Source organism: Metamycoplasma auris (genome assembly GCF_003253435.1).
Lineage (GTDB): Bacteria > Bacillota_I > Bacilli_A > Mycoplasmatales > Metamycoplasmataceae > Metamycoplasma > Metamycoplasma auris.
This window is the reverse complement of record NZ_QKUB01000010.1, coordinates 1-21,530: the sequence shown is the minus strand read 5'-3', so window position 1 is coordinate 21,530 and position 21,530 is coordinate 1. Positions and strand designations below refer to the sequence as shown.

17 protein-coding genes and 1 rRNA gene are annotated in these 21,530 nt (G+C 28.0%); 6 read left to right on the top strand and 12 right to left on the bottom strand.

Annotated elements, in window-relative coordinates:
* Window positions 1-12: 12 nt before the first annotated feature.
* Window positions 13-960, bottom strand: coding sequence for a ZIP family metal transporter (locus tag BCF89_RS08545; RefSeq protein ID WP_111518819.1), 948 nt, complete (start codon window positions 958-960; stop codon window positions 13-15).
* Window positions 961-1,109: 149 nt separating this feature from the next.
* Between BCF89_RS08545 and BCF89_RS08540 the strand changes: the two genes are divergently transcribed.
* The 5 genes from BCF89_RS08540 to BCF89_RS02875 all read left to right on the top strand — a co-directional run bounded on the left by BCF89_RS08540 (window position 1,110) and on the right by BCF89_RS02875 (window position 6,704).
* On the top strand, window positions 1,110-3,044 hold the full coding sequence (locus BCF89_RS08540) for an MAG3240 family lipoprotein (RefSeq protein ID WP_111518817.1): 1,935 nt from the start codon (window positions 1,110-1,112) through the stop codon (window positions 3,042-3,044).
* Window positions 3,031-4,068 (top strand): HxHSH motif-containing lipoprotein, encoded by a 1,038-nt coding sequence (locus BCF89_RS08535; protein WP_111518815.1) that lies wholly within the window; start codon window positions 3,031-3,033, stop codon window positions 4,066-4,068. Before BCF89_RS08540 ends, BCF89_RS08535 begins: the two co-directional genes overlap by 14 nt.
* Window positions 4,069-4,150: 82 nt before the next feature.
* Window positions 4,151-5,002 carry a tRNA pseudouridine(55) synthase TruB gene (gene truB, locus BCF89_RS02885; protein WP_111518813.1) on the top strand — a complete coding sequence of 284 codons (852 nt, stop codon included), beginning with the start codon at window positions 4,151-4,153 and terminating at the stop codon, window positions 5,000-5,002.
* A 7-nt stretch (window positions 5,003-5,009) separates the two neighbouring features.
* Window positions 5,010-5,816, top strand: a complete 807-nt coding sequence (locus tag BCF89_RS08530) for a YcsE-related riboflavin metabolism phosphatase (RefSeq protein WP_111518811.1) — start codon at window positions 5,010-5,012, stop codon at window positions 5,814-5,816.
* A 39-nt stretch (window positions 5,817-5,855) separates the two neighbouring features.
* The gene (locus BCF89_RS02875) at window positions 5,856-6,704 is read left to right on the top strand and encodes an FAD synthase (protein ID WP_111518809.1); all 849 of its coding nucleotides are present in this window, start codon (window positions 5,856-5,858) and stop codon (window positions 6,702-6,704) included.
* 33 nt (window positions 6,705-6,737) lie between these two features.
* Here the strand turns inward: BCF89_RS02875 and BCF89_RS02870 are convergent, their stop codons facing one another.
* The 10 genes from BCF89_RS02870 to BCF89_RS08495 form a co-directional block, all read right to left on the bottom strand.
* Window positions 6,738-7,466: a triose-phosphate isomerase gene (locus BCF89_RS02870; protein ID WP_111518807.1), complete on the bottom strand. Its 729-nt coding sequence runs from the start codon at window positions 7,464-7,466 to the stop codon at window positions 6,738-6,740.
* Window positions 7,467-7,509: 43 nt separating this feature from the next.
* Entirely contained in the window at window positions 7,510-8,007 is a 498-nt protein-coding gene (locus tag BCF89_RS08525; protein ID WP_111518805.1) for a hypothetical protein, read from the bottom strand.
* Window positions 8,008-8,097: 90 nt separating this feature from the next.
* Window positions 8,098-10,629, bottom strand: coding sequence for an ATP-binding cassette domain-containing protein (locus tag BCF89_RS08520; RefSeq protein WP_111518803.1), 2,532 nt, complete (start codon window positions 10,627-10,629; stop codon window positions 8,098-8,100).
* The gene (locus BCF89_RS08515; protein ID WP_211305422.1) at window positions 10,613-11,794 is read right to left on the bottom strand and encodes an ABC transporter ATP-binding protein; all 1,182 of its coding nucleotides are present in this window, start codon (window positions 11,792-11,794) and stop codon (window positions 10,613-10,615) included. Before BCF89_RS08515 ends, BCF89_RS08520 begins: the two co-directional genes overlap by 17 nt.
* Before the next feature lie 3 nt (window positions 11,795-11,797).
* Complete coding sequence (locus BCF89_RS08510; protein ID WP_111518801.1) at window positions 11,798-13,102, bottom strand: ABC transporter permease; 1,305 nt, start codon at window positions 13,100-13,102, stop codon at window positions 11,798-11,800.
* Window positions 13,103-13,120: 18 nt separating this feature from the next.
* Complete coding sequence (locus tag BCF89_RS02845) at window positions 13,121-14,248, bottom strand: ABC transporter permease (RefSeq protein ID WP_111518800.1); 1,128 nt, start codon at window positions 14,246-14,248, stop codon at window positions 13,121-13,123.
* The gene (locus tag BCF89_RS08505) at window positions 14,241-17,072 is read right to left on the bottom strand and encodes an OppA family ABC transporter substrate-binding lipoprotein (protein ID WP_111518799.1); all 2,832 of its coding nucleotides are present in this window, start codon (window positions 17,070-17,072) and stop codon (window positions 14,241-14,243) included. The genes BCF89_RS02845 and BCF89_RS08505 overlap by 8 nt, the downstream gene beginning before the upstream one ends.
* A 343-nt stretch (window positions 17,073-17,415) precedes the next feature.
* Entirely contained in the window at window positions 17,416-17,580 is a 165-nt protein-coding gene (locus BCF89_RS08500) for a hypothetical protein (protein ID WP_170108357.1), read from the bottom strand.
* A gap of 218 nt (window positions 17,581-17,798) precedes the next feature.
* Window positions 17,799-18,641 (bottom strand): SAV1803-related protein, encoded by an 843-nt coding sequence (locus BCF89_RS02835; RefSeq protein ID WP_111518797.1) that lies wholly within the window; start codon window positions 18,639-18,641, stop codon window positions 17,799-17,801.
* 48 nt (window positions 18,642-18,689) lie between these two features.
* The gene (locus BCF89_RS08495; RefSeq protein WP_111518795.1) at window positions 18,690-19,502 is read right to left on the bottom strand and encodes an SAV1803-related protein; all 813 of its coding nucleotides are present in this window, start codon (window positions 19,500-19,502) and stop codon (window positions 18,690-18,692) included.
* Window positions 19,503-19,613: 111 nt separating this feature from the next.
* Here BCF89_RS08495 and BCF89_RS02825 point away from each other — a divergent pair, with 111 nt between their 5' ends.
* Window positions 19,614-19,802: a hypothetical protein gene (locus BCF89_RS02825; protein ID WP_146236479.1), complete on the top strand. Its 189-nt coding sequence runs from the start codon at window positions 19,614-19,616 to the stop codon at window positions 19,800-19,802.
* Between the two features lie 276 nt (window positions 19,803-20,078).
* Here the strand turns inward: BCF89_RS02825 and BCF89_RS02820 are convergent.
* Window positions 20,079-21,530: ribosomal RNA gene (locus BCF89_RS02820) — 23S ribosomal RNA — on the bottom strand; the annotation flags it as partial.

Sequence of the window (21,530 nt, the reverse complement as noted above, 5' to 3'; positions counted from 1 at the left end):
TTTTTTTTTTTTTTAATATTGATGAGTGTGAAAACTCAACAAAATGATTGTGAATGCGATTGATAAAGCAAAGACTGCCAATGTTATATATAGTGTTTTAATATCCTTATTTCTAATATGAATAAATTCAGGAACTAATTCAAAAATTGAAGTGAAAACAATAATTGCACCACCCATTGTTAATAGTGATGATTGAATTCAGGATAGATTCGTACTTATATAAACACCGCTGAAAGCACCTGCAAAGATAAAAGGAATTATTAGTAGGAATGTTAAAAAGTTATACAAAATTGCTTTGGATTTCTTTTCTCCATATTGGATTTGTCTAAAGTAAACAATTGCCATTTCAATTAGAATATGAATTGTAAATGTAATAAGTAAAATAATTGAACTTGAAAATGTATTACCTGCTCATACAATTCTAAAGATTGCATATCCAATAAAGAAACCATCTACAATTCTGTGACTTAAAAGCATTATAATTGCCAATCAAGCGGCTTTAGGATTATCAATATCTTTAAATGAAATCAAGTGATCGGAGTGACTGTGTTCTGAATGTTCTTTATGTGGATCAATCTTACTTGCTCTTATAAAAATATATCTTCCTCCAATTGCAATTGCAAGACCAATTAATGAACTAATACCCATAATTGCAGATAAAATTGCTGTACGTCCAATTTCAGAATATGTTTCACTATTTAAATATGCATGCGTAAAGACCTTTGCAATTTCATATCCTTCACGCATAAATCCAAATGTTCCAATCATAAGAAACATTCCAGTAGAAAATGAATACATATATACTAATGCATTCCCATTTACTTTTTTAGTTGATTTATTTTTGAATAATGCAAAAATACCAAGCATAACTAAAGGAAGTGAAATAATGATAAGAATATAAATTAGCAAATTAAGAAATAAGGTTAAATTGAAATTTTCACTTATGCCTGCAAAAAACATAACTAAACTGCACCTCCTTTTTTTAAAAATATGCTATTGAAGTATTAAATTTATTAAATTTAAAATGATATTTTATTACCATTAAAACTCATTTATTATACAATAATTTTATAACTATAATTATAAAAAAAATGATAAAATTTAGTTCTATGAAGAGAATCACAAAGCTTTTATTATCAAGCGCAGCATCAATGATTATTCCTAGTTCACTTCTTGCGATAAGCTGCTATAAATTAAAAGATATCTATCTAGATATCAATGTTGCATCACGTCTTTTTCTAAATCGTTTAACGCTTAATCAAATTGCTTCAATTGAAAAAGATTTCATAATTGATTCTCAAAATACAAATGATAAAAAAGGTCTATTTTTTTATTTTGATAAAAAAGAAAATAAAAAGATTTATTTTGATGATGTAAAAATTGAAAAAGAAGAAAATGAAGAACCTAAAATGTATCTAAAAAAAGGTAATCAATGAATTGAGTATATACCTGATTTTATTTATAAAAAAAACTGAAAACAAGAAAAAACTAATAACAATAATATCCGCGTTCTTCATTCAAAAAAGAATGCAACTCTTGGCAATTTCTTAACTGAATATGAATTCAATGAAATTGATGATTTGTCTAATGATTATGATGAGTGATTAATAAACTTATTTGCAAAGCAAAATACTGATTTTAAGCCTCAACAATATGAATTTCCCGAAGACTTACAAAGCATTATATTTAGATTAAATTATGATGTATCCAATAACTTCTTTATAATGAATAAAAACTACATTAAAAATGCAAAAAATGAACAAACTCTATTTTTAGATTGAATGCATCCTCATTATATTCAAGCAAGTGCTTTCTTAGATAATGAACATATAAAACAAAGGAAGACATTTGAAAGGATACTAAAATTATATTTAAATCAATTTAATCTTAATGTTGCAAGTATTGAAATTGATTGAAAAAAAGCAAAGATTAAAAAATCAATCACTTCTTCATCTCAGAATTTTATTTCGTTTAATTTGAAGAGTATTACAGATTGAAACAATAATGAACTTCTAACTGATAATGATAGAAAAAAAACTTTCTATTTAAATGGTTTTCGTAGTTATGCTTCAAATGCAAAATTTGGTGTTGGTAACCAAGGTTTGAAGGAAGATCTTCCCCTATTCAATGATTACATTGAAAATCCACTTTTATATATGGATGGAAAAGAATACTTAACAATCATTGATAATATCAATCATTTCATTAAAGCGCCAACGAGTCATGAATATTGAAATTCAAAAGGATTGATGCACTTATTCAATCAATTCAAAGATGAAATCTTTTATATCAAAATTCCTTCATACCGTAAAAATGAAGATAAAGAATACAAAATTACTGATTTTGAATTTACAGACTATTTAGGTACAAATCAAATTTTTAAAGCTATTGTACAAGTTACAAAATTAAATGGTACAAAAAAGTCTTATGTTTGAATTAGTTCCAATTTTGATGACCATGGACATCGACTTAAAGGGATGATAACAAAAAATACACCATCTCCCCTTTCATCTGATATATACTCATTTAATCCAGGAAATAAGGGCAATCCTGAAGGCATCAAACTAAATGAATTTATTTCAGATGATCCAAATTCAGCATTTATGGTTGGACTTAAAAATGCCTCAGATAAACTAAACCTATTTAATTATTGAAATAATGATAGTCGCCAAAACTTTGATGCAGATTTACTAAACAATGAATCCTACCAAATAAAAGTTTTCAACTCTTACTTGAATAATTATTTACTAGCTTATGCACTTGAAGTTAAAAAAAATATTCCTCTAAGTGGAATTAAACGTATTGATATTGAACTTGATGCTAAGAAAAATAAATTAGGAAGTTTATATTTCAAACTTAAATTTGTTGGATTCGGAGATAATAGGGACTACAAATACATAAGTAAAAATGAAAAAATAATTGCTGAATCTTCACTATATTGAAATTATTTTAAAGGTTATGATATTAACAAAAATAAAAATACTTTTAATTTTTATGATGATGCAAATAAACTTGTTTGGATAAAATCAAATGAAAAAAATTAATATCTTAAAAAACTTAATTCTTCTAAGTGTAACTTCATTACCCTTAGTAAGTATTTCGTGTGTTAGTTACCCAAATGATGATGAAAATCTAGTTTTTGATGCTCCTTTTTCCAATGAAAATAAAGAAATAAAAATTGAACTTGAGAATAAAGAACTAAATAACATTAAAAATTTATATTCAAATGAAATTTTAAATCTAATTGAAGAAGTTAAGAGTTCATATCGTAATTACAAAATTAAATACTTTAGATTAATAAGAAAAATTAGAGCACTAGAAAATAAGATTACAAACCTGATTCCAATTCAAGAAAAGAAAAATGCAGATGAGATTGAAAAATTCCATAAAAAATGATTCGCTGATCATTCAAAAACTAAGTCAAAATTAGCTAATTTACTAGAAAAATATCAACTTATTTTTAATGATGTTGATGCCGTTATTGGTGATTTAAATCTAAATATCGATAGTCAGCAATTTTTGAAACGGATTAAAGTTATTGATAGAAGATTAAATGGAGTTGATATTAATTTAGGAGAACTCCAAGAAAATATAATTTCTAGCTGAAATTTTTTAAAAAGTAATCTATTTAATCTTGATAATATAACAAAAAAAGAGGACATTGAAAAAATTAATCTTGATGCCGATAAGAATTCACATAGTCACTCACATGCAGTTGTAAATTTAGTTAATGAAATGGGTCTTTGACATCAATTATTAAAAGAAAATGTCGGAAAAGATAACAAAAATATTGTCGAACTAAAAGCTGATTATCAAGATTTTAAAAAGAATGTAATTCTCAACATTGATCATTTAGACTTTGAGAGTGATTCTAAATACATTATTGATATTTTCGAAGGAAATTTAGAGTTTGATAGTAAGACTAATTTAATTGATGAATCCTATAAAACAAAAGCTAAAACTTATATGAATCAAATTAAAGAAACACTTTTAAAAATAGCTAAAAAAGAAGGTTTGTCTGATGACAAAATTAAACCTTTTTTAGATTGAAAAAGTGAGACTAAATAATTGATGAGTTCCATAAAATATAAAATATCCATCTGACGGGTATAATTTCATAGCATAATTATTTTTATTGAGGTATTAATTTATGTTCTTTAAAATTAATAAGAAACGGGGAGAATCTAGTTTTTTTGCAATAAAAAAATTTGCAAAACAGAATAACATAAAAAAAATTGGTCATAGTGGTACTCTAGATCCATTAGCTGAAGGTCTTTTAATTGTTGCGACAGATGAAGATACAAAAGTATTATCCAAATTAGTTAATAATACAAAAGAATACTATGTTAAAGCAAGCCTACATTGTTATTCAAAAAGTTATGATGAAGGTGAAGAAGTATTTTTTTTAGATAATAAAAAACTTATTGAAAAAGAACAACTAATTAATGCATTAAACCAAATAAAAAATCAAAAAAAACAAATTCCTCCAGTATTTTCAGCGAAGAAAGTTAATGGAGTTCGAAGTTATGAATTGGCTAGAAAAAATCTCGAAGTTTCCCTAAAAGAATGTGATATCGAAATTTTTTCTATAGAACTTGAATCTTTTGATTATGAAAGTCAAACTTTTTCATTTTATGTAAAAGTTTCTAAGGGTACATATATTCGCTCATTAGTTCATGATCTTGGATTACTTCTTAATACCGATGCAATTGTAAATATTTTACGGCGTGAAGCAATTGGAAATATTAATTTAGGAAATACAAAAGATTATGAACCAATAAATGACATAAAAAGTCTTTTTAATATACAATTATATACACTTGATGTTAACGATTTAAAACAAATTAAATCTAAGACTTTATACTTAGATAAGTTTAAATTTATTACAAGTGACGCAATATTTCTTTACAATAATCAAATCGTCGGTTGAGGCAAAATAGAAAACGGTTTAATAAGTTTTGAAAAAATCTTATTTAACCGTCTGTTTTTGTCCCCAAGTTAGGAGCATTATGAATACTAAATACAAAATGGTTGTTTTTGATATCGATGGAACTTTACTTCCTTTTGGTGTCACAGAATTAAGTGAAAGAACCAAAGAAATGTTTAAAAAATTAAAAGAAGCAGGATATATTAATGTTCTTTGTTCTGGAAGAGATATCTTTACTGTTGGTAATCAAATTCATAATCCTTATGTTGATTATTTTGTTGGTGCTAATGGGACATTTATTTTAGATTTAAAAACTAATGAATATATCTTTGAAGAAGTTATCAACTATGAAGATTTTCTTAAATTTAGAAAATATGCACAAGATAATGAATTGGCATTCTCATTTGTTGGTAATAAATGAGGATATTACAATGAATTATTTGATATCAATACTTGATTCTATTATCCATATAAAGATAAATTTATTTCAGAAAAAGAATTTGAATCTCAAGATGATAAGAACTACCTTATTACAATTAGTACAACCAAACCTGAAGAATGAGCAAAGAAACTTAATGATTTCTTTAATAAAAACAATATGAATATGTGAGTTTTAGCAACTTGAAATTCTGGAATTTTCTTATCAGCAAGAGGAATCACTAAAGCAGTTGGACTAAATATGCTTGGAGATATTTTAGATATTAAATTAAAAGAAATGGTCGCATTTGGTGATTCTGAAAATGATATTGAAATGCTTAAACATGTCGGTTTAGGTGTTGCCTTAGGAAATGGTGAAGATATAACAAAAGATGCAGCTGATTTAATATGTTTACCAGTTACTGAGGATGGGCCTTATTTTAAATTAAAAGAAATGGGATTTTATGATTAAAAATAAATTCCATTTTTATTTTTAAATACAATTATTGTTATGAAAATTTTTGAATGAAGTTTTAAAGAAAATTTTGAACTAAAGGAAGAACTTATTATTGTTCTAGGCACATTTGAGACCCTACATTTAGGTCATTATGAACTAATTAAGCTTGCAAAAGATTTAAAAAATACCTATCCACAAAGAAAATTAGCAATCATGCTTTTTAGTAATTCATATAAAAATATTATTAATCAAGAAAAAAAAGTTCTTCAAACTAAAACAAGATTATATACACTTTTTAATCTTGAATTTGACTATGTTTTTTTAGTTGATGTTAACAAAGACAAATTATCGACTTCACATACTAACTTTGTTAATAATCTAAAACTTAATAATGTTAAAATCGTTGTATGTGGCCCTGATTTTAAATTTGGTTTTCGTAAACTTGGTGACATTGATTATTTAAAAAAATATTTTGATGTATATGTTGCTAGCGAGAGAAAAATTCAAAAGCAAAAGATTTCAACTTCATTAATTCGAGAGTTTATTTCCGAAGGTAAAATTAGTGCAGTTAATGCTTTAATGATTGAAAAATATGCATTTATTACAAACCTTGAAAAACTTAAGTTTAAATTTCCTAACAACCTTCTTAAATTAAAGAGCGGCATCTATATTGTTAATTGTGTTATTTCTGATCTTGAATATCATGGACTTATAAGAATTGGAAATGATATGGAGAATGAAATTGATAATGAGATATATTTATTTGATTTGGAATTAATTCCAAGTAAATATGAAGAAGTATTTATTGAATTAGAGGATACAATAAGATTTATTAATTTCAAGCATGAAAATTTAATTACTGATTTTGATCTTGAAGTAACTAAAAAATGATTTTTAAAATAAAAGAATCAGAAGATAAGACTTTTTCTGATTCTTTTATTTTATTCTAAGTGCTAATTCAATGAATTTCGCAGCATTTAAGGAAGCTCCACCAACTAAATATCCACTTAAGTTATCTACTTGTTCTAAAATGTCAATATTATTAAGTGAAACAGAACCTCCATATAAAATAGGAGTCTCATCATGCAATAGTGAATGAATAAAATCGACAACTTTTTTAATATGTGATGCTTCAGGAATAATTCCATTTCCAATGCAATATACGGGTTCATATGAAATAATTAGATTTTTATGATCTTCAATGTTTTTTAGTGCACTTTTAATTTGATTTTCCAATACAGTAAATGTTTGATTATTCTCAAATTCTTCAAGTGACTCCCCAATACATAGAATTGGTGTAATTCTTGTTTTTTCTAGATGTGAGATTTTTTTATTGATCAATTCGTTTGTTTCATTGAATAGACTGCGACGTTCACTGTGCCCAATAAGAATAAAATCAATATCTGCAGCAATGGCAACATTAAGTGATACTTCACCAGTATATGCGCCATTTAGTTCGTGATATATATTTTGTAATCCAAATAAGAAATTACGGTTAGAATGAATATAGGATAAATGTGTACTATCAAAAGAAGGAGCAATACCTATTTTGATGTTGCTTAATTTATTTGCATTTTGCTCAATTAGATAACTCAATGCCTCAATATATGATTCAACCTCAAAGAAAGTTTTATTCATCTTAAAATTACCAATTAAATATTTCATAACTAAACTCCTTTATTAGTAGATTGAAATCTTTTATTTATACTTATGCAAATCTTAGTGTGACAACGCCAATAATCAAAATTAAGGAACTTATTGTAATCAATAAATATGAAGCTAGGTTTGTTGATTCATTTTCTAGTTTCTTTTGATTTTTTTTGCTTAATTCAGCATTATATTTTTGGCGTTCTTGATTTAAAATACGATCTTTTTCAAATTGATTCATGCTATCTTTATATTTGCTTTTAGCTGCTGATGAAATTCTATTATTATGATATATTGAAATTAGAGGACTAAAAACTTTTCTTCCAAAACCACTTCGGGCAAGAATTACAAAAAAAGCAATAGCAATAAGGATTACACAGCCTACAGTGATTGCATTAGACCAAATTATTTTTCTATCATCACCTTTTTTAAGATAACCACTTAGAAAAATAACTAAACCTAAAAGAAAAAGACTAATTAAAAAATAAAGAATATTGCCAAGACTTCAACTTCTTTTTCAATAGTTCTTAGGATTTTTACTTTGATATGTTTTTTGCATAATTATTGTATAAATTATATAGACTTAAAGATAAAAAAGATAAGAAAGTAAAGACAAACTGAAAAATTAGGCCGAAGCCTAATTTATTATTTAATTATTTGAATCAGTGGATGTTCATTTTTTAATTTGAGTTTTTGTTCCATATATATAATGATTTTCTTCAACCTTATATACTTGCGGAATATTTGGAAATTGTTGTTCTTGAATGTAATCTAATTCGAAAGAAACTTTATGGAATTTTTCATTAGCATTTGAAATCTTAGGAATTGCTTTAAATAAACTTATTGTATATGGATGCAGAGGATTGTTATATATTGCTTCAGTTTGACCGCTTTCAACAATTTTACCAAGATGCATAATTTGAACATTATCTGCGACATATTCAATCATACTTAAATCGTGTGCGATAAATATAAGTCCGATATTCTTTTTTATGCATAGATCTTTAAGCAAGTTAACAACTTGTGCTTGAATTGAAATATCAAGTGAAGCGATTGGTTCATCAGCAACAATAACTTTTGGTTCAGTAATTAAAGCTCGAGCGATAACAATACGTTGTAATTGACCACCACTAAATTCATGTGGGTAACGATAAGCAAATTGTTTCAATAATCCGACATCTTCTAAGGAACGATAAATTGTCATTTTATATAAAAGTTCAGAAATTAAATATTTAGCAATTGGAAGTGAGATTTTATAATCAAAGAAATTGAATCCTTTAGCTCATTTAGAATGTTTTTCTTTAGAATTCTTATCTTTAGTTTCTTCTAAAACATCATTCTTAATATTCAGTTCAACTCACTTATAATCAATTCCTAATAAAACATAAATATTTCTTATGTCCTTGTTTAAATAATCTCTTTCAATTTTGAATGATTTTAGAGTATCTTCCTTAAGATTGATATCTGAGTTATACATTTTTATTGCGACATCAAGTTCTTTTTCAATCTGCTTAATTTTAAGTGATATTTGCTTTATACCTTTTTTAATCTTTTGTTGATCTTGAGATTGGTCTGATATCTTTGTTAATAAATCATCTTTTGTTTTTTGCAATCCTGCAATTTTTTTGGCAAATGAATCTTTTAAATGGAAAAAGAATTCATTTTTATATTTTTTATAGGCATCATCACACTTAGTTTGTGAAGAAACAAGGAATAAATACTCATCTTTTTCTTTTTTAATTTGACTATATAAATCAATAATTGTTTGTTTATAGTCAACTAAGAAATTCTGTCTTCCAACTAAATATTGTTCTTTTGCTTTTTGTAGATCGTCTTTTGCTTTTTGAAGCTCTTCTTTTGAAACCTCAGGCTCTTCTTTATTTTGAAGTTCAGCTCTTAATTGCTCAATTTCAAGACCCAATTTTTCTAATTTCTCATGGAATTGTTTGTTATTTTTTTGAGATATAGATTGATATCTTGAAAAATCAAAATCAAACTTTTTATCAAGTGTATCAATTATTTCTTGCTTAATTGTTTTTGAAAATTTGATTTCTGATAGTTGCTTTTCATAGAAATCTTTAACATATGCTTCAAGTTTCTTTACTAAATCTTTAATATCTTCAAACTCTAAATGCTTCAATGTATTTTTTAATCTTTTTAAAATTGAAATCCGCTTTTTAAAAAGGTATTCATTCTTTAGATTATAAGAATAAAACTCAAGGTCTGTTGACATTAACTTAGTAATGTTAGTTAAATTCTTTTCATTCTTATTTTCAATGCAATAGTTTGAAAAAATATTTTGTGATTCTTTAATTTGACTGTGATAATTGGAAATTAATTCTTTTCTTTTTGCCAATAGTTTAGCTAATTCTTTTTTGATTTTAAGTTGTCTTTTTGAAATTTTACTTAGAACCTTAACTTCTTCAAACTTCTTGATTGCTTTATTGAAGTTAGTTTCTTCAACTGTTAATTCTTGATTACGATATTTAGATTGCATTTCATAATAGAAATTAATCAATGAAGAAGCGTTTGAATACATGTTATTAATAATCAAACTTTCCATTTTTTGTTTTTCTTCTAGATATGCATAGAAAGATGAAAAATTATCTTCAATGCTTAATTCTTTATCAAAACTGAAAGTATCAAACTTTTTAAATCACGAACTAAAAAATGGACGCGCTAAATTATTAATTTCCTTATAGTTTTCAAGTTCAAGTTTCATTGCCTGAATTTGAAATGTGTATTTAAATGTTTTTTTAATATCTAATCAATCACAAAAAATATCTTTAATTTTATTTTTCATGATCCCATTTACTAAAAGGGGCTCTTTTAAAATATTATAAATATTTTGTTGACTATTTAAAGAAGCATGTGGATCTTGAAAAATCATTTGTACATTTTTACGTAAGTATTTTTTTAGTGGATAACTAATACTCTTCCCTGAAATAATTTTGTCATCAAGAATTACAAAACCATTATATTCATCATAAAGTCTTAAAATTGTACGTCCAACTGTGGTTTTACCTGAACCTGATTCACCAATTAGTCCAACAATTTCACCCTCGTGTACATCAAAAGAGACACCATCAACTGCTTTGTTGATAATACCATTATTTACAAAGTATTTTTTTAAGTTATCAATCGATAAGATAACTTTTTTATCCTTATTTGTCTGTCTCATTTTTAAATGCCTTCTTAAATAAATCTAAACGTTTTTGTAAATCTTTTGATAACTCTATCTTTGGAGCATTTGGACTTAAAAGTCAAGTTGCTGCATAGTGAGTTTCAGTAATTGGAATTAATGGTGGTTCTTTAATAAAATCAATTTCAAGTGCATATTCATTACGAGGCGCAAATGGGTCTCCAACTGGTAAATTAGCCATGTCAGGTGGAGTTCCTTTGATGTTATATAGTTTTTCATCTTTGGATTCAGGAATTGCTGAAATTAAAGCTCATGTATATGGATGCGCTGGAGCTGTAAAGATTTCTTCTTTTAGACCTCTTTCAACAATTCTTCCAGCATACATTACATAAATATAATCACAGAATTTAGCAATAACTGAAATGTTATGACTAATTAGGATGATTGAAATTCCCATTTCTTGACGGATATTTTCAAATAATGCGAGAACACTAGCTTGAACTGTTGGATCTAGCGCAGTAGTTGGCTCATCCGCGATAATTAAATCTGGTTTTAAGGCAACAACCATTGTTATAACGATTCTTTGTTTCATACCTCCTGAAAGAGTATGAGGATATGTACCAAAGATCTTTTCAACATCTCTAAGTCCAAAAGTTTTTAGTAATCCTAATAAATATTCCTTTTTTTCTGTGTATGTTTTATCAATTCAATCTGGATTATTATTCAATGCATCAAGTAATTGTTTACCAATAGTTCTTGTTGGGTTAAGTGATGTTAGAGGATCTTGAGGGATATACCCAATCTTTTGACCTCTTACTAATTGTCAATAACCTTCCTTTTTTAAGATTGAACTAAGTTCAAGGTTATCAATTTGAATCTTATCAGCACTAACTATTCCATTTTCATTAACATTTATTAATGTTTTCGATGTTACTGATTTTCCTGATCCAGACTCTCCTACTAAACCTACAATTTCACCACGTTTAACAACTAAATCAACACCCCGAACAATATGTATTGTTTTTTTGCGTCCAACTGGAAAGCTAACATGTAAATTTTTAACTTCTAATAGTTTATTGTTATCTAATTTTTCAGGTGCTTGAATTTTTGTGAACAATAATTCTCTTCTTTTAAGGACTTTTTCTTTCTTATTATTCTTAATTAAGTTTTTAGTTTTTTTTAACTTATGTGTTTCTTTTTCCATATGTTATTTCTTTCTTCCTTTTATAACTCTTGGATCCAAGGCGTCATGAATTCCAATTGCCATGAAGTTCAATGATAATGTTAAGAATAATAAGATTAATGTTGGAAGTAAGATGATTCAAACATTTTGTCCTGCTTCAGATGCAGATTCAATTAGAATTTGTCCTAAGTTTGTATCTTTTCCATCTCTAAAGAATCCTAGAAATGCTAATGAAGCTACTCATAAAATTACACCTGGTACATTTTTAACAAATGAGTTTGCAATTTTTCCTACGATTGCTGGAAGTGCATGTACAAATATTTGTCTTTGGGTTGAGGCACCAATTGCTCTCGCTGCGCTAATGTATTCTTCATTTTTAACTGTGATTACATACATTCTTGTAAGACTAACAAATAAAGGTCATCCAGCTAAGGACATTGCTAAGATTAATGAAACTTGATTTGTTCCAAAGATTCCAACTAAGATTAGTATTCATATTATTGTCGGAGGAGAGTTAAAGATGTTAATGATTCTCATCATGATTGTATCAAATAACTTACCAGCATAAAAACCTAATATTGCACCCAATGTTACACCAAATATTGCTTGAATTAATGTTGTGATGATTGCAATTTCAATTCCTCTTCATGCTGCATATCATGTTGTAACTCAAATATCATAACCAGTAGATGAAGTTCCTAATAATGTAGTTAAAGGAACAACTTGTGCTCTTATTGCACTTATTTCTGCATCAGAAATTGCAATTTTTCCATTGTTAGTAGCTTTCGATAATAATTCATTAAAAACACTAGCCTCATATAATGAATAAGCATTATAAGTTAAGAATAATTGTCCATCATTTGATGAAGTTTTTGTTGTATCTAGAAAGAATGCAAATGCCTTATTTCATTGTGCTTGTTGATCTTTTGGCAATGCATCAATTGAATCTACAAGATTAAAATAAAACTTATAAAATGGGTCTGTGTTTGATACTGCTCTTGTAACAAATGGTTTGTAAAGTGGTGGCAATGATTCAATAAATGAATAATTGTTGATAGGAGAATTAGGTTTGTAAGATGTTGCTAGTCGTGATGGAACTATTAGTGAAGATAACAATATGAATGTAAATATTAATAACGAAATTACAACTATTGGATTAGAAAAGAATCTTTTCGTAATTTCAATTCACATTTTTTTTGGACGTCCAGCAATTGATGAAGTCTTAATTTTGTCTGAACTTTGTACAAAATTAAATTTTGTTGCCATCTCAGCATTTATTTTGTAATGCTTGTTAAAGTCTTTGATCTGTGTCTCTGTGTTATTTTGCATAATATCTAATCCTCCTTTCTATACTCTTTGATCACTCTTTGCTTGTGATTCTAATAATTGTTTTTTGTATAAATCTTTTGCTAATCTTCTTCTTTCTAGAAAAGCTTTAAAGAATAGTCAATAATTTTTCTTGCTCTTTGAGGCAAATGTTATTTTTGGATCAAGAACAGCAAACATCACATCAATTAAAATTTCAGCTGCCAATGATAATCCTGTAAAGAATAGCGTTGAAAACATAATTATGTTAATTTCCCCAGTTGGGAATGCTTTTGCAATAACTTGACTAGTACCAGGAACATCTCAATATTTTTCAATGATAATTGAACCAGATAGAAGTCCTAAAAATGAACCTAGTAATAAACTAAATAATGGAATTGAGATATTTCTTAATACATATTTAAAGAAAATTTGTGAAGCATTCAATCCTTTTGTTTTTGCAATTAAAACATAGTTAGATGTTAAAACTGTTATAACTTGGTTTCTTGTATAACTAACATACACAGCCATTGAAGCTAAAGTTATAATCAACACAGGAGGTAAATAAGAAACAAATAATTCTCCGAATGAAGGTTCTAAAGCATCTCTTGGTACGGTTACAGGAATACCTATCTTAAGTGATATTGTTATTAATATTGGAGCTAAAACAAATGATGGAACAGCAATAAATAACAATACAAAAACGTTAGCTGCGGAATCAAATAATTTTCCTCTTTTATATCCTGCAAAAACACCTAAAGTAATTCCAAAGATTGAGCTAACTAAGAATGCAGGAAGTGTAATTCTTATTGAATATCTAAGAGGAATAAAGAACAATTGTTGAATATTTGTATATTCCGAAGGGCTTGGGTTATTTGCAGGGTTAATTATTTTTCCAAAGTCTCCTTTAAATACATTGCCTAAATAAATGAAATATCTAGCAATGATTGGAATTGCATTTCCAGATGCATCTCGCAATCCAAACTGCTTTTCAAAATTTATAGTTAATTCAGCAGGAGATATTTTATTTTTTGGATTTTGTAATTCCTTTTCAATTAATGATTTGATTGGACTTGGTCCAAATGCACTAACTAAAACAAAAACTACCAATGTAATAATAAACAAAGTTAGAATTGCAAAAAGTACTCTTTGTCTTATATATCTAAACATTTGAACCTCCTTTATCTATTTTTACTTTTCAATCTGCATAGATTGTTGCTCCTGTTGGTGAATCATCAGGAACGATGAAATGTTTTTGAACTAAGAAACGACCAAATTCATTCTTTTGTTTAAAGTGGCCGTAACTGAAATCGACATTGAAGAATGTTGTAAATTCCATCATCAATTTAGTTGCTTCATCATTTGTTAACGATGAGATGTAATTCAATCAGAATTGCGCTGACCAAGCATATATATCAGTTGGATGTTCATTATTGCTTGGAGTTCATTTTTTAGGATTTCCTTTGTCATCCTTTTGCAACTCATAATGACCATTAACTTTATTAAATTCAAATACTGTGGTTGTAGATATACGTTGTGACATGAAATCATGGTGCACTAAATGAAGATCTTTAAAAGGAACGGAACCAACTCATTTATGACTTCCATTTTCTGAACGTTTTACCATTTCTTGAGCTAACTTATATATCCCAGGAAAATGAGTTTTAATTAGTTTGTTTTTGTCACCTGAATCATTTGCAGCTATTCATGTAAGTGTTGGGATTACGTTTCCATTTCATGAAAGTCCATCATAACCCGATCCAATTGAATCATAGTCATAACCTCATGAAACTAAATATGTTCCATTTGCGCCACCAGTTCTAAATGCATCAAATTTTGGATCATCTTTGTTAACAGTTTGAAATACTGAAAACTTAATTCTAGGGTTTAATTCAGTGAATGTTTTTTCAATATTTTTAAACGCTTCTTTATAGGTTGCTGGAATGTTTATGTATGGGAATAAGTATTCATAAACAAAATCATTTCCTTTTAGAGAAGGATTTTTTTTATCAAACTCATCGAATAATTTTTGAATTTCTTTTTTAATTTGATCAAATCCTGCTGATTTTAAACGTTCACTTTTTGTTGATTTATTTCTTACATGTTTATCGTTAACAGAAGGAAGAAGTTGCTCTCCACCTTCAAAAGTAAGTTTTTTATCACCTGTAGATGACAAAGCAAAAAGTGAATTTATTTTATCTTCAACATCTAATGGAGTTTTTTCTTTAGCTGTGCTTTGATCTTTACCACCAATGCTTGAACCATCTGCAATTTTAGCGATTCATGCTTTACCACTACCACCTGTTGCTTGTGATGCTAGTTCATTTCAGTTAATTGCAGCATTAACTAAAGTTCTAAATATTAGTCCATCACCAGAAATAAATGATTGTGGATCATTTGTTCCTTTTGATAATTCGGTTCTTGTTCCCCCAAACATCAATTTAGCATAGGCATCATTAAATCCATAATAATCTTCTTTGTTGCCACTTGGTAATGATCTAATAAATGGTTGTAGGAATACACGATAAAATGGATTGGTTTTATTTAAAGCTCGACTATAACGAAGTCCATAAAATGAACTATTTTGCAATATTTCAGATTGCTGATTTGGTTTTAGTTGGCTAAAACTTATTTGCGATACACCACCTTGCTTATATTGGTTAAATCCATTTCGAGCAAAGACATCTGGATCACCATCAGTATAATACTTTTGAATTATTTCTTCAACAGTATCTTCGCTCTTAACTCATTCTTTGTCATAGTAATGCTTATTTTTTCTAAGTTTAAGTTCTTGACCTTTTTGAGGAAGGATATAGTATGGACCAATGTAAAATGTGTTTTTTAAACTTACACCATATCAATATGCACCAGATTTATACATCAAAGATTTTTTATCTAAATTTCTTATCTTTTCTTCAAAAGCCTTTGTTTCATTTGTTTGATTTCCAATGTAGTTATATACAGGAAGTTTATCTCAAGTATTTGCATCATCAATGTATGCTGAAGGAGAAGGTAAGAAGGTATAGTCTTTCATTAGTGCTGTAACTATGAATTTATTGAAATCAGTTTCCTTTTGATCTACGTTTGCAAGTTTTTCAAAAGTAACTGCTTCTTCACCTTTGAATTGACCATCAGCAATCTTTTGAATGAATTCATTTTCCTTACTAAATTTAGTGTAGTCAATACCAAACAAAGTAAAAATATATTCGTTGCTATAATCTTGTCGATCAGTCAATATTACTGATGAGGGATCTGATAGTGCTTTTTGCGCTTCAATATCCAATTGCTCACTTCCTCCATGATCTGCTCTAAATTCAGTCTTGATTGATAAAGTTTTTAATCAAGAATAATAGAAGTCTTTGGCCTGTGCTTGGTATTTAGTTTTTTCACCTTTATCATTAACTCAGTAAACACCTTTTCTAACAGTAAATTGAATCTTTGTTGCTTCTTTTAATTTATTTTGAAATTCTTCACTATTTATTGATCTTTTATTTTTTGATTGAAGATAGACTGAAGGACTTTGGTAAACTCTTATTTTTTCACCATTTGCTAAAGTTTCTTCCTTACTTTCAATTTGATTGTCAACATCATAATCATCTTGATCAAAAACAGAAACCTTATTATCCTTGTCAGTAAGAATAACTGCTGAAGCTAAACCTAATCTTTTTATAACAAATGATGGCTTGGTTAAATATGTTTTAACGTCATAAATTCTTCCATGACTATCTTTAATATCAACATGTCTTACTTCTGGTTCATTCAATGATTGAAAACGCAACAAACCTACTGAAGTATGTTGACTAACAGCGTTATCTTGAAATGAACCAAATGATCTTGATGCATCTTGTGAAAATGCTTGTGGGTTATAAGGCGAACTATATTCAAGAACAAATCTTTTTAAATTTGGTGTGGTACATGAAATCACAAATAGGGGAATTGTAGCTGCCGACAAAGAGAGGGCAGACAATAAACTTACTTTACTCTTATTTTTCATTTAAATCTCCATTTTGTTTTCATAAGTATTTATTTTTGTATATTAGAAAATGACTTATGAAATATAAAAATAATTATAAATTATTTTCATCTTTTTTAGATGTTTTGGAACTCATTCAAACTTTATACAACAGGTGTAAAAAAGATTGAATTTTTTTATCTAAAAAGTCGATTTTTTTATGCTTTTTTTGCTTATTTTGAATTATTTTTTTAACAAAAATATCAAGAATTTTTTACTGTAATTATTGTATTTTTTTATGCCTTATTACCTTAATTATTCTTTAATTTTTATCTTTTTTTGGAAACATGAATTAAAACTAAATTTCTTAAACAAATTTTAATTTTTAATTCAAACAAATGTGCTTAATAATTCCATCAAGAATGTTATTAATCATTGTATTCATATTCATATTCTTGTTGAAATTAATAATTCACATAGCGAAAAATGCAGCAATATTTGCTGAGAACATATTTGACTTTAGATTGCTTCTAAATAATTTTGTGTTCATCATTTTCCTTTATACAGCAATTATTTTAGCATTTTTTTGAATAAGATAAAAAATTTATAGTAAAATTTTATTAATTCAATCGAAGAATGATTGGATTAACTTAGTTAATGTCTTATCCAAAGCTTTATGCTTATTTCCCATGAATAATAAAAACTAGAATCCGCGGAGTCTAGTTTTACTTTTTATTTATTTATTTATTTATTTATTTATTTATTTATTTATTTTGTTTTCTTTTCAACTAATACAGCAATTACAATAATTATAGCGACAATAATAATTGCAATTATCACACTGACAATATAACCTCAAACCCTAGCTCTTTTAATACCAATCGACTTAATAGATCTATCTTGTCTTTGAAGTGCTTCTTTATATCTTTTAACATTTTTTATAAAATGAAGTGGCCCATTTGGAACAATATCGGTTTGTTGAATACCACTACGTTTATCATAGTTAAGAACTTTCTTAAGTTCCATAAAAAAATCTTCATTATTTTTGATTGACCAACCTAATTTTCGATTCTCTCTTAAAGATGTTAAGATTTTATCAAAATCCTCTTTCTTTTTTAGTTCCAAATATGCCAAACACTTAAAATATTGATTTTTTAAGGGTTTAACTATTTTTGCAATCTTTTCATCCTTAGTATTATTGTAATCAATGCCTGAATATATATCATTAAGTTTTGGAATTATTATTTTATACATTTTATCTACTTTTGTAGTTGTTTCGTTTTTAATCTTTATAAACAAAATTAGATATTCAATAAGATTACAATAAACTAAATTTCTAGCTTCTTGATATTCGGGATATAAAAGAATATTTGAATTAGTATTTAAATTTGGAATATGATACTCTTTAACATGATGGATATATAAACCTTCATTTTCTTTATTTATCTTATTATTAATAGTAACCTGTTCCCAACATGATGAAATTTTGGCATATGATTCTCTTATTTTTCCATATTTTTGTTTTAAATAAGAAATTAAATAAAAGTAACTCATACCCAATAATTTATCAATCTCATCAACGAAGATATAATTTTTTGTTTTCTTGTCCATATTTTAGCGCCTAATATGTATTTTATTTTTTTCTTATGATTTAATAAGTTATTTTTTATGTAAAAATATCGGAATTAAAAATAATAGGATAAATATAATAGTGATTAATACTGAACCAATCGTTCATCAAAAAATTTTATGACTTATTTTTCTTTTTCATGCATTATCATCAATAGGTTCTGCTTTGTTATCTACAAGATTGGTTACAAAAACTTTTCTTTTTTTAAGTTTAAGTAACTTATCATATTTAAAATAAGCTTTTATTTCATTAAATAATGCTTCATTTTTTTCTTTGGATCATCCAATTTCTTCATTATCTTTTGATGAAACTAAAAGTAAATTGACTTCATCTTTTAGATGAATCTTTAATTTTGATAAACAAAAAAAATAATCGTCTTTGTAATTTCTAACTAAACTTGCGGCCTTATTTTTTCAACTTTCTTTATAAATAATTCCTGAAAAAATGTCGTTTAATTCAGGAATTATTTCGCTAAACAAATAGCCACCACTTCTATTTGTTTTTTGTCAGATTTTAATATGCAACACCATATGTTCTAAAAGATTGCAATAAACTAATTTCTCTTCAAAATCAAGGTCAGGATATTTACGAATAACATTGGGTTTAGCAAGTCAATCAATTTCATATTCATCTATATGATGCACAAATAGACCTTTTTCTCTTATAGATGAAAAATCATTAACAGAAAAATTTAAATCTTCATCATTATCAAGCAATGTTTTATTAACAGAACCATATTTATGTATTAAGTAAGCAACACATTCCTTATAATCTAATTCTAAAAGTTCTCTAATTTCACTCATTGTTTTAATTATATTATTTTTTAAGGTCTTCTTATTCATAATCTACACTTATTCGATTACACTAATTTAATTTATTTCTTTAATGATTAGCATAATTAATATTCAATGTTAAACTCAATCTATTTAAATTTAAAATTATTCCTTATTTTTATGAATATTAATTTAAGTAAAGAACAACAAGAATTCATTGATCTAGCTCTCAAGGGAAATAATATTTTAGTTGATGCTTGTATTGGTGCTAGTGAAACTACTTCAATTCAATTTTTGTGTGAACAATATTCTAAAGAAAAAAGATCTTGTATTGATTCATATATTGAACAAAATTTTTGAGAATATTAACCATGTAATCAAACATGAAAAAAGATAAAATATAAGCGATAATCTTAGCACTATTAACTGAATAGGAATACCAATTAAGTTAAAGAATCAATTTTATAATCTATCATATTCTAAAAAAAGCAATTTCTTAATGCGAATAAACTCGAAATTATTTATTGATAATATCAAATAACTTTAGAATAAAAAATCACTCGTAACCTTTTTAGATTACAAGTGATTTTTTTGTTCTCTGAAAACTGAATATCGAATTTATTTTTAGATTACTTCTATAGAATTACTATTAAACCAATCAATTTATTAGTACTGGTCAGCTGAATATATTGCTATACTTACACCTCCAGCCTATCAACCTCATAGTCTATAAGGAATTTAATAGGGAATACTCATCTTTGAGGGGGCTTCCCGCTTAGATGCTTTCAGCGGTTATCCCTGCCGTACTTGGCTACCCAGCTATGCTTTTGGCAAAACAACTGGAACACCATCGGTACGTCCACTCCGGTCCTCTCGTACTAAGAGTAGCTCTCATCAATATTCCAACGCCCACATCAGATAGGAACCAAACTGTCTCACGACGTTTTGAACCCAGCTCGCGTACCGCTTTAATGGGCGAACAGCCCAACCCTTGGAACCGACTCCAGCTCCAGGATGCGATGAGCCGACATCGAGGTGCCAAACCTTCCCGTCGATGTGATCTCTTGGGAAAGATAAGCCTGTTATCCCCGGGGTAGCTTTTATCCGTTGAGCGACGGCCTTTCCACGAAGAACCGCCGGATCACTAAGTCCTGCTTTCGCACCTGCTCGACTTGTAGGTCTCACAGTCAATCACACTTCTACCTTTATGCTCTATGATACGGTTTCTGACCGTATTGAGTGTAACTTTGAACGCCTCCGTTACCCTTTAGGAGGCGACCGCCCCAGTCAAACTACCCACCACACACTGTCCTCTTACCAGATCATGGTAACAAGTTAGAAGCTCAATTTAACAAGGGTGGTATTTCAACGTTGACTCCACTTAAACTAGCGTTTAAGCATCCTAGTCTCCCACCTATCCTACACAAGTTAAATCAAACTCCAATATGAAGTTATAGTAAAGCTCCACGGGGTCTTTTCGTCTAGATGCGGGTATCCGGCGTCTTCGCCGGAACCATAATTTCACCGAGTCCAATGTCGAGACAGTTAAGAGATAATTACTCCTTTCGTGCAGGTCAGTATTTAGCCGACAAGGAATTTCGCTACCTTAGGACCGTTATAGTTACGGCCGCCGTTCACCCGGGCTTCACATCAATGCTTCGCAATTGCTAACACCTTTGCTTAACCTTCGGGCACTGGGCAGGAGTCACCCCATATACATCGTCTTACGACTTAGCATAGAGCTGTGTTTTTGATAAACAGTTCCCCCTTACTATTCACTGCGGCCCATTTGTTACAATGGGCATCCCTTCTTGCGAACTTACGGGATGAATTTGCAGAGTTCCTTGACATTGGTTTTCTCGCTCGCCTTAGAATACTCATCTTGGGGACGTGTGTCCGTTCTCGGTACGGGTTTCTATAAACTTAACGTTAGAAGCTTTTTTAAGAGGTATGGAATCATTTAATTCGCTACTTGGTTGCCCTTTCACTATGCATCACAGCTCCCAGTTAAGTTATGCGGATTTGCCTACATAACCCAGTCACTGTTTACCCCACAATCCAATAAGTGGTAAAACTATCCTCCCCCGTCACTCCATC